10 protein-coding genes are annotated in these 14,439 nt (G+C 55.4%); 2 read left to right on the forward strand and 8 right to left on the reverse strand.

The genetic code is table 11. From position 1 onward, the window contains the following. The first annotated feature begins 87 nt into the window (after nucleotides 1–87). Both KGA85_RS00430 and msrA read left to right on the forward strand, forming a co-directional pair. Entirely contained in the window at nucleotides 88–2,781 is a 2,694-nt protein-coding gene (locus tag KGA85_RS00430) for a putative bifunctional diguanylate cyclase/phosphodiesterase (RefSeq protein ID WP_223542824.1), read from the forward strand. 63 nt (nucleotides 2,782–2,844) lie between these two features. Continuing rightward, nucleotides 2,845–3,510, forward strand: a complete 666-nt coding sequence (msrA, locus tag KGA85_RS00435) for a peptide-methionine (S)-S-oxide reductase MsrA (RefSeq protein ID WP_223461451.1) — start codon at nucleotides 2,845–2,847, stop codon at nucleotides 3,508–3,510. Between the two features lie 166 nt (nucleotides 3,511–3,676). On the opposite strand, the gene KGA85_RS00440 is transcribed toward msrA, so the two are convergent. The 8 genes from KGA85_RS00440 to putP form a co-directional block, all read right to left on the reverse strand. Continuing rightward, entirely contained in the window at nucleotides 3,677–4,516 is an 840-nt protein-coding gene (locus tag KGA85_RS00440; RefSeq protein ID WP_223461449.1) for a 23S rRNA (adenine(2030)-N(6))-methyltransferase RlmJ, read from the reverse strand. Nucleotides 4,517–4,747: 231 nt separating this feature from the next. Next, the gene (locus KGA85_RS00445; RefSeq protein WP_223532266.1) at nucleotides 4,748–5,071 is read right to left on the reverse strand and encodes a hypothetical protein; all 324 of its coding nucleotides are present in this window, start codon (nucleotides 5,069–5,071) and stop codon (nucleotides 4,748–4,750) included. 1,478 nt (nucleotides 5,072–6,549) lie between these two features. Further along, nucleotides 6,550–6,936: a hypothetical protein gene (locus KGA85_RS00450; protein ID WP_223542825.1), complete on the reverse strand. Its 387-nt coding sequence runs from the start codon at nucleotides 6,934–6,936 to the stop codon at nucleotides 6,550–6,552. Further along, nucleotides 6,933–8,345 (reverse strand): PAAR domain-containing protein, encoded by a 1,413-nt coding sequence (locus tag KGA85_RS00455; RefSeq protein WP_223457741.1) that lies wholly within the window; start codon nucleotides 8,343–8,345, stop codon nucleotides 6,933–6,935. The genes KGA85_RS00450 and KGA85_RS00455 overlap by 4 nt, the downstream gene beginning before the upstream one ends. Before the next feature lie 281 nt (nucleotides 8,346–8,626). Continuing rightward, complete coding sequence (locus tag KGA85_RS00460; RefSeq protein ID WP_223457739.1) at nucleotides 8,627–8,956, reverse strand: hypothetical protein; 330 nt, start codon at nucleotides 8,954–8,956, stop codon at nucleotides 8,627–8,629. 1,517 nt (nucleotides 8,957–10,473) lie between these two features. Next, a complete protein-coding gene (locus KGA85_RS00465; protein ID WP_223457737.1) occupies nucleotides 10,474–10,857 on the reverse strand; it encodes a hypothetical protein in 384 nt (127 codons plus the stop codon). After that, entirely contained in the window at nucleotides 10,854–12,275 is a 1,422-nt protein-coding gene (locus KGA85_RS00470; protein WP_223457735.1) for a PAAR domain-containing protein, read from the reverse strand. The genes KGA85_RS00465 and KGA85_RS00470 overlap by 4 nt, the downstream gene beginning before the upstream one ends. Before the next feature lie 274 nt (nucleotides 12,276–12,549). Beyond that, entirely contained in the window at nucleotides 12,550–14,034 is a 1,485-nt protein-coding gene (gene putP, locus KGA85_RS00475; protein WP_223457733.1) for a sodium/proline symporter PutP, read from the reverse strand. Nucleotides 14,035–14,439 lie beyond the last annotated feature (405 nt).

Here is a 14,439-nt window from a genome sequence, read left to right on the forward strand (position 1 = left end):
TGTCGCAATGATGCAACCTTGCCGCAGGCAACAGTCAAGAGGGCGAGAGCCCAGCGCGTTCAGCATATTCGAAGCGAGTTTCCCTCCATGAAAAGCCAACCCGATGCCGCCAGCCGTATGGTGGCCGAGGTAGTGACGCAGTTGCCTGTGCCCTCGCGGCTCGGCATGCTGCGTTTCGAACGGCTAAATGAACCCAGCTGGGCACTGCTGTTTCTTGATCCCAATTGCGAACGCCAGTTCGGCCTGCCCGCCGTTGAGCTGTGCGCGCTGGTGGGCTCGCCGTACGCCAGCCTGATGGAGCCGCAAGCGCGCTATGAACTGCACGACGCGATCCAGCAGCAACTGAGCGAAAGCACGCATTACCTGATCCGCTACACCCTGCACACCGCCTCTGGTTCCCTGAATCTGCTGGAACTGGGCGAAGCCTACAAACAACACAATCGCCACCTGTTGCGCGGCTATCTGCTGGTCATCGACGGCCTGTTCGAGGATGACCCGCTGCAACCGGCCCTGGATCTGGAAACCCAGAACTCGCGCCTGCAAATCGCCCTGGAACTCAATCAGCGTGCCCAGCAGGAACAACTGCTGCATCTGGACCGGGTGCGTGCCCAGCAGGACCTGATCCTGCTCCTCACCCGTCAACGCTACAGCAGCAACAACTCCTTGCGCGAAGCCGCCGAGCTGATCACCCGCAGCGCCTGCGACATCTACGAAATCGACTGCGCCAGCCTGTGGCACCTCGAAGGCTCGATGCTGGTGCCGATCTCGGCCTATCACCGCACGACTCAGGAATACCTGCTGCCGCAGCCAATCGACGTCAGCGTGTTCCCCGATTACCTCGACGCCTTGCACACCGGCCGCGCCATCGACGCCCATAACGCCATGCGCGACCCGCGCACCCGGGAGATGGCCGAAAGCCTGCGCCCGCGCGACGTCAACGCGATGCTCGACGCCAGTATCCGCGTCGATGGCCAGGTGGTCGGCGTTTTGTGCCTGGAGCAGACCGGTGCGACCCGCGCCTGGCAGTCGGATGAAATCGCCTTCGCCGGAGAGCTGGCGGACCAGTTTGCCCAGGTCATCAGTAACCACAACCGGCGAACCGCCACCAGCGCCCTGCACCTGTTCCAGCGTGCGGTCGAACAAAGTGCCAACGCCTTTTTGCTGGTCAACTGCGACGGCGTGGTGGAATACGTCAACCCGAGCTTCACCGCGATCACCCAATATTCCACCGAAGAAGTGCACGGTCAGCGCCTGTCAGAACTGCCGGCCCTGGAGAACCTCAGCGAACTGCTGTTCGACGCGCCTTCGGCGCTGGCCAAGAGCAACAGTTGGCAGGGCGAGTTCAAGAGCCGCCGGAAAAACCTCGAACCCTACTGGGGCCAGTTGTCGATCTCCAAGGTTTACGGCGACAACCGCGAGCTGACCCACTACATCGGCATCTACGAAGACATCACCCAGACCAAGCTCGCTCAGCAGCGCATCGAGCGCCTGGCCTACACCGACAACCTGACCAATCTCGGCAACCGCCCGGCGTTCATTCGCAACCTCGATGAACGCTTCGCCCGGGACAGCGACGCGCCGATCAGCCTGTTGCTGGTGGACATCGACAACTTCAAGCGGATCAACGACAGCCTCGGCCACCAGACCGGCGACAAACTGCTGATCAGCCTGGCCCGGCGCCTGCGCAACAGCCTGATCCCGAGCGGCAGCCTGGCGCGATTCGCCAGTAACGAATTCGCCGTGTTGCTGGACAACAGCGACCTCACGGTAGGCCAGCAAGTGGCCAACCAGTTGTTGGCGACCCTCGACAAACCGATGTTCGTCGACAATCAGTTGATCAGCGTCACCGGCTCCGTCGGCCTGGCCTGCGCGCCGCTGCACGGGCGCGACCCGCAAACCCTGATGCGCAACGCCGGGTTGGCGCTGCACAAGGCCAAGGCCAACGGCAAACACCAGGTGCAAGTATTTACCGAAGCGCTGAACGCCGAGGCCAGCTACAAGCTGTTCGTCGAAAACAACCTGCGCCGCGCCCTGACCCAGAACGAACTCGACGTGTTCTACCAGCCAAAACTGTGCCTGCGCAGCGGTCGCCTATTGGGGATGGAAGCCCTGCTGCGCTGGGACCATCCGGAAAAGGGCATGATCCGCCCGGATCAGTTCATCAGCGTCGCCGAAGAAACCGGGCTGATCATTCCGATCGGCAAATGGATCGCCCGCCAGGCTTGCCGCATGAGCAAAGCGCTGACCGCCGCCGGCCTGGGCAACCTGCAAGTGGCGATCAACCTGTCGCCCAAGCAGTTCTCCGATCCGGACCTGGTGGCCTCCATTGCCAACATCCTCAAGGAAGAAGCCCTGCCAGCTCAATTGCTGGAGCTGGAGCTGACGGAAGGCCTGCTGCTGGAAGCCACCGAAGACACCCACTTGCAGCTCGACCAGCTCAAGCGCCTGGGCCTGACCCTGGCCATGGACGACTTCGGCACCGGTTACTCGTCGCTCAGTTACTTGAAAAAATTCCCCATCGACATCATCAAGATCGATCGAAGCTTCATCCACGAAATCCCGGACAACCAGGACGACATGGAAATCACCTCAGCGGTGATCGCCATGGCCCACAACCTGAAACTCAAGGTCGTGGCTGAAGGCATCGAAACCGCCGAGCAGTTGTCGTTCCTGCGCCGTCACCGCTGCGACGTCGGCCAGGGCTACCTGTTCGACCGTCCGATCCCGGGCAATGAACTGATCGACAAGCTCAAACGCTACCCGCGTGGTCCAATCGCCTGACAGCGATCCAACTCTCGGGCAAACTGCTTGCCTGTCTAATTATCCTGACTGAGAGGACTGATCATGGTTCTGCGCTCGGAAATCCTGGTGAACAAAAACGTGCTCCCGACTAAAGAACAAGCCCTGCCCGGCCGCGAAACCGCGATGCCCCTGCCTGAAAAGCACTTTGTATTTAAAGACACCCCCTTGCTCGGCCCGTTCTTCGAAGATGTCGACTTCGCAATCTTCGGCCTCGGCTGCTTCTGGGGTGCGGAACGCCGCTTCTGGCAGCGTGAAGGCGTGGTCAGCACCGTGGTCGGCTACGCCGGCGGCTACACGCCGAACCCGACCTACGAAGAGGTCTGCTCGGGCCTGACCGGCCACTCCGAAGTGGTGCTGGTGGTGTATGACAAGGCCAAGGTCAGCTACGAAGAACTGCTGGCGATGTTCTGGGAACTGCACAACCCGACGCAAGGCATGCGCCAGGGCAATGACATCGGCACCCAGTACCGTTCGGTGATCTACGCCACTAGCCAGGAACAACTGGACGCGGCGCTCAAGAGCAAGGAAACCTACCAGGCCGAGCTATCCAAGGCCGGTCTCGGTGAAATCAGCACCGAAATCGACCAGGCCCCGACCGTCTACTTTGCCGAGACGTATCACCAGCAATACCTGGCGAAAAACCCGGAAGGCTATTGCGGCATTGGCGGTACCGGCGTGTGCATGCCACCGAGCCTGGCGGGTAACTAACCCTGAACTGTGGCGAGGGAGCTTGCTCCCGCTCGGTTGCGCAGCAATCGCAAAACCGGAGAACCGGAGAACCGGTTCTTACTGAAAGAACGCAGTTACCGGTTTTTAGGGGTGCTTCGCACCCCAGCGGGAGCAAGCTCCCTCGCCACAGGTTGTTGATTGCTGATCAACTCTCGGCAATCAACCAATCCATCTGCCACCCACCCTGGGTCTGCCCCAGCTTCTGGGACAGCCACGGCAGCAACTCACGCAACTCTTCCTCCAACCCCCACGGCGGATTGGCAATCGCCAGCCCGGAACCGTTCAGGCTGTTGGGCGTATCCAGCGGATGCACCAGCAACTCCACCCGCAACAACTTCGGCGCACCGGTACCGGCCAGGTCCTGATAGAAGCGGCGCAGCGCGCGCTGATCCTTCACCGGGTACCAGATCGCCGCCACTGTCTGGCGCATCCGGCCAATCGCTTCCTTCAACGACGCGGCACAGCGCTGCATCTCGTCGAGCTTCTCGAACGGCGGATCGATCAGCATCACCGCACGCTTCTCCGGCACCGGCAGCAAGGCTCGCGGCACATGCCAGCCTTCACCCAGGTGCACCTTGACCCGGCGATCACCGGCCATGTTGTCCTTGAGCAGCAAGCCGTCTTCCGGGTGTTTCTCGTTGAGCAACACGCGGTCTTGCGGACGAGTCAGGCGTCGTGCCAGCTCCGGTGACCCCGGGTAATAGCGCAACTGGCCATCCGGGTTCATCTCGTGCAGCACTTGCATGTAATCAGCGGTCAGGATCGGCAGATCCGGCTGATCCCACAAACGCGCAATGCCTTCCAGGTACTCGCCGGTACGGTTGGCCTGATCACCCTGAAGGTCATACAGACCGATGCCAGCGTGGGTGTCGAGATAGGCAAACGGCTGCTCCTTGCGCGACATCAGGGCGATGAGGCGGGTCAAGGTCAGGTGTTTGAACACATCGGCGTGATTGCCGGCATGGAAGGCGTGACGATAATTCATGGCTGCTCCTGCGAAGGCCGGGAAGTTTACCTTTTACCGGCCGGCAAGTCAGGGGTTCGCAGCTGAGTGGCCGTAACCACCCCCTGTGGCGAGGGAGCTTGCTCCCGCTGGGCTGCGAAGCGGCCCCAAAACCTGAACCCCGGTCTGGTCTGACACGCTTCACTCCACCTGTTCTACAACTGCTTCGCAGTTGAACGGGAGCAAGCTCCCTCGCCACGAAAGCCCTCTGCGCTACGCCGAAGGCCGCGCCCGCAACCGCCGCCCAACCACTTCCAGCACATCACAGCCATCGCGCAACGAAATGGCGCAGAGCAAGGCAAAGTCGCTGAGGATGAACGACTCGCACTCGATCGAACCGCGCATGGACAGGTTCTCTAGCACTTGGGTGACTGCGCGAATTCTGTAGTTGGCGGCGTCGGTGAGGATGTCGAGTGGCGCGTGGGTGTCGACGAACAGGGTAGGCATATCGGTGCAGTTGCTGGTCAATGCCATGAAGCGGTTGTCGGGATGGGGGATTGGTTTTTCGTAGGGTGGGTCCGGGTGAATTGTTTTCATTAGTAGCTCCCAAAGATGAATCGGAGCTGCCATCAGCCTTCCTACAGGCTAGGGTGGCAGCTAAGCGCGGGGTAGGAATATCGAGACCTTTGGGAAAACTCGACCACGCCGAAGCGTGCCCGCGCATAGCCGCCGCAACTGATCTTACGGACGCATGTAAACGACCGCAAACCAAGCATTGACGCTAAGTGCTTCCCATCGGTATTGAAGGGTTCCTACACCCCACCACTGAATTGTCAGTGACCGCCAAAGACTATCGACGGAACTCACTTCGCACCACTTCATGAAAACCGCTAGGTTTTGAAGGAAACGTCCTAGGACCTTGTCCAGAAAATTTCCAACCCGCCTGACGAGAATGGAGTGGCATGAAGAATGGGCACACCAACTAGATTGAGTGCCCATTTTTTATTGGTCAGTTACCTGATTATCCCAGACATCGCTATCAGGCCAAGTAGCACCATGCCAGATACAACCCCTAGAAGAGTCCATTGCAGCACTACGAGTTTTCGCCTGAGGTCATGGGGAAAATTGTCGAGATCTTCAGCAGTGACCATACCGCGCTTCAAAAAAAATCGGGGAAACGTAACGACGCTAGATATTGAATAAACCAGCCGAGTCTTACCTCTAAGCCCTGCGTCAATACGCGCAGAGACAGTTATAAGTGGAGAACTGTTTTGGAAATGCTCTGACAGGACATCTCCCTTGGTGTAGCCCAAATGCAGCGCAACCCCAAAAATAACAAGTGCCGCACCGAAAACTATTAGTCCTGATGCCAGGAATAGTGCGTCTGCAACGCTAATACTCATTGAGTGGCCTCGAAAATCCGCTCGCCCATTTGTTAGTTAATAAAGTATTCCTGACCACCCTATACAGGCTAGTAGCGCCATAGAGATGAAAACGCCTATAAAGCCCCATTGCAGCGCTACAAGTTTTCGTCTGAGGTGCAAAGGGAGGTTTCTAATATCTTCAGCATCAAGGATTCCATGCTTCAAAAAAAACGAGGAAATGTAACAACAAAAGAGATTCCTCCCACTAACTGCATTTTACCGTAAGGGCCTGAGTGCCTGTGCGTAGCGCTAGTTATGCTTGCTGAACTATTTTTGAAATGCTTAGTCATTTCTTCGCCTTGGACATATCCCAAGTAAAGAGCAAGAGCAATACAAATGAACAGGCTAACGGTCACGATGCAACTCAAGCCACCAATAACCAGTCCTGCGGTAGTCATTTCGTCGACTCGTAAATCACTTCACCTTTGAACTCGCCACTCATTTCTCCCAATGCCCCCCCCGCATACGAGCCAGCGCCCGCCGCAACGATACTGCAAGCAAGCGCGAAAAAGCCGCCTATTGGAACTCCCAGGGCAACGCACATACCTCCTACTACCGGCGCGGCTGGACCGGAAAGGGGACTGATTTATTTTCACTCCAGTAATAAACCCGTTCCCTTTTTTAATTTTTTCAGAGGAGCGCCCCTCCTAATCAAACAACATTAAATTCAGCTAGCAACGCGAGACCAAACATAACAGCCAACAAAATTATACCAACCCACTGCAAAGCGATTAGTTTTTGTTTGAACGGAACAGGTAGCTCTTTTAAATCGTCAGGACTGAGAAGTCCGCGCTTAATGTAGAAGGTAGAGAAGGCCACATAACCTGATATACGACCAATTATCATTATTCTTCCCCACACCCCGCTATACCCAAAGGCATACCCCTCCGTAACGCCCCAGCTGTTTTTAAAACACCTTTGAAGAATATCCATTTTTGTGTTTGCGAGAAAAAGCATGTAGCCAATTCCCGCGAACATTCCTGAGATATCAATAACTCCTAAAACAAGGAATAACGTGTCGGCTGTGCTCAGGGTCAATTAAGAGCCTCATATATTTTTTCGGCTGTAGTTTCGCCAACTTTCTCTCCGGCATAGCTTGCTGAAAGGGTTGTCGCTCCGGTTGCTAAAACGGCACAAGCTAGCGTAGAGAAACCACCCGTAGGGATTCCAAGCCCCACGCAGATTCCACCGACAATGTGAGCGCTTATCGCTCCAGCGAACACGCCGCCACCAATCCCCCCAACAAAACTCCCCGTTTCAGTAAACTTAACCCGCTCGCAAGCTTCGGTATTCCCTGCATTACACACATCCTGAACCTTCATAGCCGACGCCCCACCACCAATGGCAGTGCCAACCCAGCCACCGTACTTCAGATAATTGGATGCCCTGGCCACACCTTCAAGGTGAGTCGCATACCCCGGCATCTGCCCCACACCGCCGGCTTCCGTCCAGCGGTGAACCAGACTGGGGGGAGATAGGAACATTGCACGGTTCAAATTGGGGTGATGTGGGAAACCGATGCCTTTGCGCGTCAGGCTTGTCAGGTGACTATCGAGTTGCGCCAGCAGCTTTTGTCGTTCGGCCCGAAACGCCGGTGAGTTCAGATGTCCGTCGCGCAGGAAGAAACGTTGATGCAGAGTTTCCATTTCACGCAAGATTTTATCGACGTTATCCAGGTTGTTCTTAAAGATGCTCGCGCCGACGCCAATAGCGCCAGAACCGAAGCCCAAGATCGTCTGAATGGCATCCCGGTGTTGCACCATGAAATCCGCCTCTTCCGGGGTAAGCGTTTCCAGTATTTGATTAGTTTTAGCCGCCACCTCCATGAGCAGCGCTTCTTCACGGGTGCACTGGAAATTATTGGGATCGCTCAGCACGATCAGCGAGCCGGCTTTGACGTCGCGCCGATTGGGATTCAGCAGCTTGAATTTACCCATCACCGCCGGGTCGCGCAGGGTGAACAGCGAGGCCTCGAGTTGTTCGCGGGTGGTGCTTTTGGGCACGATGTAGAAGCCAGGCTCTGCTGCCTGCATGCTGCTTTCACGCGTTGGCAGGGGATGGTTTGGCGCAGGCGCGAAGCTGGAAGATCGTGAGGCTACCGGGTTGTTGGCGGCGGTTGGTGTCGCCTGTGGAGTGGCGCTCCGCATGGCGTGCGGCGCAGCACTGCGGCTGGACTCGTAGGTACCCTTAAAAAACGATGGAATCAGCCCGGCTTTACAGGGACAGCTGCTGTAGCTGTCCAGCGAGCCCGCCACCAACCTTCCGTGACTCTTGATGTATGAAACGCCGCCCTCGATGACGTAGGTTTTATTGTCCTTGCCACAGGAAACCGGATCCCCCACACGAGCATGGGCGATGCCAAACATCATGACGTTTGTAGCGCCATCCAGAACCTTGCCACCGCAGGTCGTCTCGTCGTCTTTGCGAATGAAATGTCCCTTTGCCATTGCTGATCTCCCTCTCTACTGGCGCCCCAGTCATGGGAAGCGCACCACTGTTAACGATCGATAAGCCGGCTCTGGAGGAGTGGCTTAACGCAAAGTACGTGGACAGAGAGGAAACTCAAGATGGCCGGGAAAATCAGGAAATGTCTCACGACCAATACTGAAAAGGACCACGGAAATTGGAGGACCAATGCCTGTTTCGGACCTGGGCTGCAAAAAAACGGCCCGCACTATCAAGCTGCGAACCGTTTCTTACATGAAAGAGTTCAATCCATGGGAGTCGCCTACGCCCCCGCTGAAGGCCGCGCTCGCAACCGCCGCCCAACCACTTCCAGCACATCACAGCCATCGCGCAACGAAATGGCGCAGAGCAAGGCAAAGTCGCTGAGGATGAACGACTCGCACTCGATCGAACCGCGCATGGACAGGTTCTCAAGCACTTGGGTGACTGCGCGAATTCTGTAGTTGGCGGCGTCGGTGAGGATGTCGAGTGGCGCGTGGGTGTCGACGAACAGGGTAGGCATATCGGTGCAGTTGCTGGTCAATGCCATGAAGCGGTTGTCGGGATGGGGGATTGGTTTTTCGTAGGGTGGATCGGGGTGAATTGTTTTCATTAGTAGCTCCCAAAGATGAATCGGAGCTGCCATCAGCCTTCCTACAGGCTAGGGTGGCAGCTAAGCGCGGGGTAGGAATATCGAGACCTTTGGGAAAACCCGACCACGCCGAAGCGTGCCCGCACATAGCTGCCGCAACTGATCTTACGGGCGCATGTAAACGACCACAAACCAAGTATTGACGCTAAGTGCTTCCCATCGGCCTTGAGAGGTTCCTACACCCCACCACTGAGTTGTCAGTGGCTGCCAAAGACTATCGACGGCACTCGCATCGCACCACTTCATGAAAACCGCTAGGTTTTGAAGGAAACGTCCTAGGACCTCACCCGAAAAAGCCGTAACAGCTACAATTTATCAAATTAATTTGAGGCTGAATGGCGCAAAGGGAGAACCTTGTCGATCGACTTGCGATGCGCTTGTAAATCGCCAGCTGTTGGCTGCCTGATTATTTCCGAAAAAAGAATATCGAAACTAAATACAAAATCCAACCAGCGTGAAAGCTGTACCTTATTATTTTTTTATAAATATGGTCGCTAGAATGCCGAAGGCAATTGGAAACAATTAACGACAAAAAGCTTATCGAAAACATCGTTAATGAAAACACCGGCATCAGCACTCCACGCCCTGAAAATTCTACCAAAAATGGTTGATGGCGAGCGCCTCCAGGCAAAAGTAGATGTTGATGATATATTGCGTAAATTGAAAGCATTATAAAAATCAACGAAACCCCACCAAGTAGGATTTTTAATCGAAGTGGTGCCTCCTTCAAAATATTAAAGCTTCCCATCTCATATTTTTTTAATCGGCACGAAAGACAGCACCCACCTTCTATTAGCGATAAGCCGTCTCTATCCAGCACTCCACATTTTTTGCATTTCTTTACTCTGGGCTTCATTTATTTTCGATCCATCTGTTCAGGCCGAGCAGCGAACGGGTGTAAATAATGGGCACGCCACCAGGTCGGCTGCCAACTTTTCGACTAATGGAGGAGATCCGCTTTCCCTATCACGACAAGCAATATCATTGAAACTACAAGCCCAATAAAGCTCCATTGCAACATTACAAGCTTGCGCTTAAGCGGGAGGGGGAAGCTATCTATATCCTCAGCATTGGCTAGACCTCGCATAAGGAAGAACCCTGGAAACGTAAGAATGCTAGAAATGCTTCCTACCAACAGCAATCTGCCATGAAGACTCGTACTCTTATATATCCCGAAAGCCAGCAGAGACGAGCTACTTTTGAAGTGCGACGACATCAAGTCACCCTTCGTATAGCTCAGATACAAAGCTACTCCAATGCAGATGAATTGGCAGATAATGACCACGCCACCCAAACCGCCGATGATTAGTTTAGCTGTAATCACTTCACTGCCTCGTAAATCTGTTCTCCGACCATTTCGCCAAATGCACCACCAATTTCTCCTCCAGCATAAGAACTAACTCCAACGACCAGAATACTACATGCTAATCGCGCAAAGCCGGCGCTAGGCAACCGCGGCGTTATCGCGTCTTAGCCAGCTATTTCAGCGCTCCTGATTTCCATAACGCGACCAGTAAGGCCATAGCAGTGAATGAAGCGATAACACTCCATTGCAACACGACTAACTTCCATCTTAGTGGACGGGGAAAATCTTCAAAGTCCTGAACACTTAGAACGTCGTGCCTGATGAAAAAATCTGGAAAAGTAAGAACCATACAAGCGCTTCCCACGAGCTGAAGCCTACCCCAATAACCTTTATGTATGCGTACAGCATTAGATATGCTTGGAGAGCTATTCTTGAAATGCTCCAATAATAATTCTCTTTTCGTATAGCCCAAGTGTAATGCGAAACAGTTGCCGACAAGTACGAATACAAACGCCAAGCCGCACAAGCCGCCAGCAATCATTTCGGCAGTAGTCATTTCGTCGACTCGTAAATCACTTCGCCTATGAACTCGCCACTCATTTCTCCCAACGTACCCCCCGCATACGAGCCAGCGCCCGCCGCAACGATACTGCAAGCAAGCGTTAAAAAGCCGCCTGTTGGAACTCCCAGAGCAACGCACAGGCCTCCTACTACCGGCGCGGTTAAGATCCTGCCTGTGGCCATGCCAGCAGCCACTCCTACCGTGAAACTGCCTGACTCAGTAAGCCGGATTCGTCTACACGCTTCGCTATTTCCCGCAGCACACACATCCTGAACCTTCGCAGCAGAAGCTCCTCCGCCGACGGCAGTCCCTAACCAACCGCCGTACTGGACGTATTTTGAAGCCTTCGCTACACCTTCAAGATGAGTGGCATGACCAGGTATTTGCCCTCCGGGGCTGGCATGGGTCCAGTGGTGAACCAGGCTTTGACTGGATATGCCCAACATTTTTTTCAAGTTGATGTGGTGAGGAAAACCAATCCCCTTGCGGGTCAGCGTCGTCATGTGGCGGTTAAGTATTGAAAGCAAACGCTGTCGCTCGACAAAAAAGGTCGGCGAGCGCAGGTGCCCATCTCTTTCGAGTGTTCTACGTTGTAACGCTTCAATTTCCCTCAAGGCATAGCCGACGTTATCCAGATTATTTTTGAAAATACTTGCGCCGACGCCAATAGCGCCAGAGCTATATGTCAAGAGGGCCTGGAAGGCATCCCGGTGTTCCACCATGAAATCAGCCTCTTCCGGGCTAAGCGTTTCAAGCACCTGATTGGTCTTGGCCGCCACATCCATGAGCAGCGCTTCTTCACGGGTGCACTGGAAGTTGTTGGGATCGCTCAGCACGATCATCGAGCCGGCTTTAACGTCGCGCAGATTGGGATTGAGCAGTTTGAATTTGCCCATCACCGCCGGGTCGCGCAGGGTGAATAGCGAGGCTTCGAGTTGTTCGCGGGTTGTGCTTTTGGGCACGATATAAAAGCCGGGTTCCGGAACGTCGAGACCGGTGGGCTGTGATCGAGACGACGCACTTGGCACTGACGTAAAGCTGGATGGACGCTGCGCGGTCGAATTGCTGGAGGCTGTCATCGAAGGCGCAGTCGCGGCCGATTGAGCGGTTGCCCTGGCTGCTTTCGGTGCAGGGGGTTCATTGACATAACTCCCCTCGAAATTCGAAGGGAGCAGTTTGGCTCGACAAGGGCAACCACTGAAACTGTCCAGCGTGCCAGCCACTCGTCGACCCTCGCTCAGGACGTGAGAGACGCCGCCGATGATCCGGTAGCTCTTCTTGTCTTTTCCGCAACTGACCAGATCACCCTCACGAGCATGGATGAGACCGAAATTGAATGTGTGGTCCCCCTCCAGAACGGTACCGCCGCAGTCAGTTTTGTCACCTAGCCCAATGTAATGCCCGATAGCCATGTCTTGATATCCCTTTCAACTGGCGCCCCATCCCTTGGGGAAATGCGCCGTTGTATACGATGAGTTATCCCGGTTCGGAAATGAGTCGGGCTAGCGCAAAGTACGTGAGCAGAGAGGTAATTCAAGGCATCTGGGCAAATCAGGAAACCTCCTACAAGCCCTGTAGAAAAGGGTTACGAAGAGGAAATAGGAACCAAAGTGAACGCAAAAAAAACGGCTCGCACCCAAAGGCTGCGAGCCGCTCTTTCATCCGCGACGGGATGACTTCAATCGATTACTTGTTCAGACGATAATCATTCTCAGCAGCCGCAAAACGCTGGAACATGCCAGCAGTCGGCGTGCCCATTTTGCTGACGAAGTAGATCGCCAGGCTGGCGAAGATGAAACCAGGGATGATTTCGTACAGGCCCAGCAATTCGAAGTGTTTCCAGACGATCACGGTGATCGCACCGACCAGGATACCGGCCAGTGCGCCGTTGCGGGTCATGTCTTTCCAGATCACGGAGATCAGCACGACCGGACCGAATGCGGCACCGAAACCAGCCCAGGCGTAGCTCACCAGACCCAGTACACGGTTTTCCGGGTTGGCCGCCAGTGCGATAGCAATCAGAGCAATCAACAGCACCATGGCACGACCGACCCACACCAGTTCAACCTGGGAGGCGGATTTACGCAGGAAGGTCTTGTAGAAGTCTTCGGTCAGGGCGCTCGAGCACACCAGCAACTGGCAGCTCAGGGTGCTCATCACCGCAGCCAGGATGGCCGACAGCAGGATACCCGCGATCCATGGATTGAAGAGGATCTTGGCCAGCTCGATGAACACACGCTCGTGGTTCTCGGAGACTGCGCCAGCCATGTCCGGGTGCGCCGAGAAGTAGGCGATACCGAAGAAGCCGACAGCCACGGTACCGCCCAGGCACAGGATCATCCAGGTCATGGAGATGCGACGGGCCTTGGCGATCGATTTAACCGAATCGGCAGCCATGAAACGCGCCAGGATGTGCGGCTGGCCGAAGTAGCCCAGACCCCAGCCCATCAGCGAGATGATGCCGATGAAAGTGGTGCCCTTGAGCATGTCGAAGTTGCTTGGATCTTGCGCTTCGATGGCCAGGAAAGTGGTGTCGACGCCGCCAGTGGCCAGCAGCACGATAACCGGCGTCAGGATCAACGCGAAGATCATCAGGGTGGCTTGTACGGTATCGGTCCAGCTCACGGCCAGGAATCCGCCGATGAAGGTGTAGGCAATCGTCGCCGCAGCACCGGCCCACAGCGCCGTCTCGTAGGACATGCCGAAGGTGCTTTCGAACAGACGGGCACCGGCCACGATGCCAGAAGCGCAGTAGATGGTGAAGAACACCAGGATCACGACCGCAGAGATGATCCGCAGCAGACCGCTTTTGTCTTCGAAACGGCTGGCGAAGTAGTCCGGCAGGGTCAGTGCATCACCGTTGTGCTCGGTCTGTACACGCAGACGGCCGGCGACGAACAGCCAGTTCAGGTAGGCGCCGACGATCAGGCCGATGGCGATCCAGCTTTCGGAAAGGCCGGACATGTAGATCGCGCCGGGCAAACCCATCAACAACCAGCCGCTCATGTCGGAGGCACCGGCGGACAGTGCAGTCACGACGCTGCCCAGGCTACGGCCGCCCAGAATGTAGTCGGAAAGGTTGTTGGTGGAGCGATAGGCCATCAAGCCGATCAGCACCATTGCTGCGATGTAGATCACGAACGTGATCAGGGTTGGATTGCTTACGCTCATTAAGTTACGCCCTGGCTTTGTTTTTATGTAGCGGCGGCTGGTGAACCGCTCGCAAACGCATACGTTTGACAGACGATCCGGATTCCCGCGCATTTATGACTGATGTTTCCCCAGGAAAGCCATCAGCCGGAGCACCCGGATTTTGTCCGGGTTGCACCTTGGGCGCGAATGCTATTCAACAAAGCAAATAAGGTGCAACCAGTTTCTTGGGAATAAGTTGCACCTAGGCGGAAATAAACGTTAAAAATCGTTTTTTGCTCCTTTTCGGAGCAAAAACGAGTGTTAACTCTCTGAAAAAGCACCAAGCAAATGCAGCAAAGCCGTACCAGAATTTATTTCCTGACGAGCTGCGTAATATTCCGACAAAAAAAGGGTTGCACCCGGTTGCACCTCAACAGTCGCACG

The sequence above is a fragment of the Pseudomonas sp. GL-B-12 genome, from assembly GCF_019955895.1.
In the GTDB taxonomy this organism is placed as follows: domain Bacteria; phylum Pseudomonadota; class Gammaproteobacteria; order Pseudomonadales; family Pseudomonadaceae; genus Aquipseudomonas.

Coding starts and splice junctions, on each gene's coding strand:
- putP (WP_223457733.1), bottom strand. CDS start 14,034: ATGAGCGTAAGCAATCCAACCCTGATCACGTTCGTGATCTACATCGCA.
- KGA85_RS00470 (WP_223457735.1), bottom strand. CDS start 12,275: ATGGCTATCGGGCATTACATTGGGCTAGGTGACAAAACTGACTGCGGC.
- KGA85_RS00440 (WP_223461449.1), bottom strand. CDS start 4,516: ATGAATTATCGTCACGCCTTCCATGCCGGCAATCACGCCGATGTGTTC.
- KGA85_RS00460 (WP_223457739.1), bottom strand. CDS start 8,956: ATGAAAACAATTCACCCCGATCCACCCTACGAAAAACCAATCCCCCAT.
- KGA85_RS00445 (WP_223532266.1), bottom strand. CDS start 5,071: ATGAAAACAATTCACCCGGACCCACCCTACGAAAAACCAATCCCCCAT.
- KGA85_RS00455 (WP_223457741.1), bottom strand. CDS start 8,345: ATGGCAAAGGGACATTTCATTCGCAAAGACGACGAGACGACCTGCGGT.
- msrA (WP_223461451.1), top strand. CDS start 2,845: ATGGTTCTGCGCTCGGAAATCCTGGTGAACAAAAACGTGCTCCCGACT.
- KGA85_RS00465 (WP_223457737.1), bottom strand. CDS start 10,857: ATGACTACTGCCGAAATGATTGCTGGCGGCTTGTGCGGCTTGGCGTTT.
- KGA85_RS00430 (WP_223542824.1), top strand. CDS start 88: ATGAAAAGCCAACCCGATGCCGCCAGCCGTATGGTGGCCGAGGTAGTG.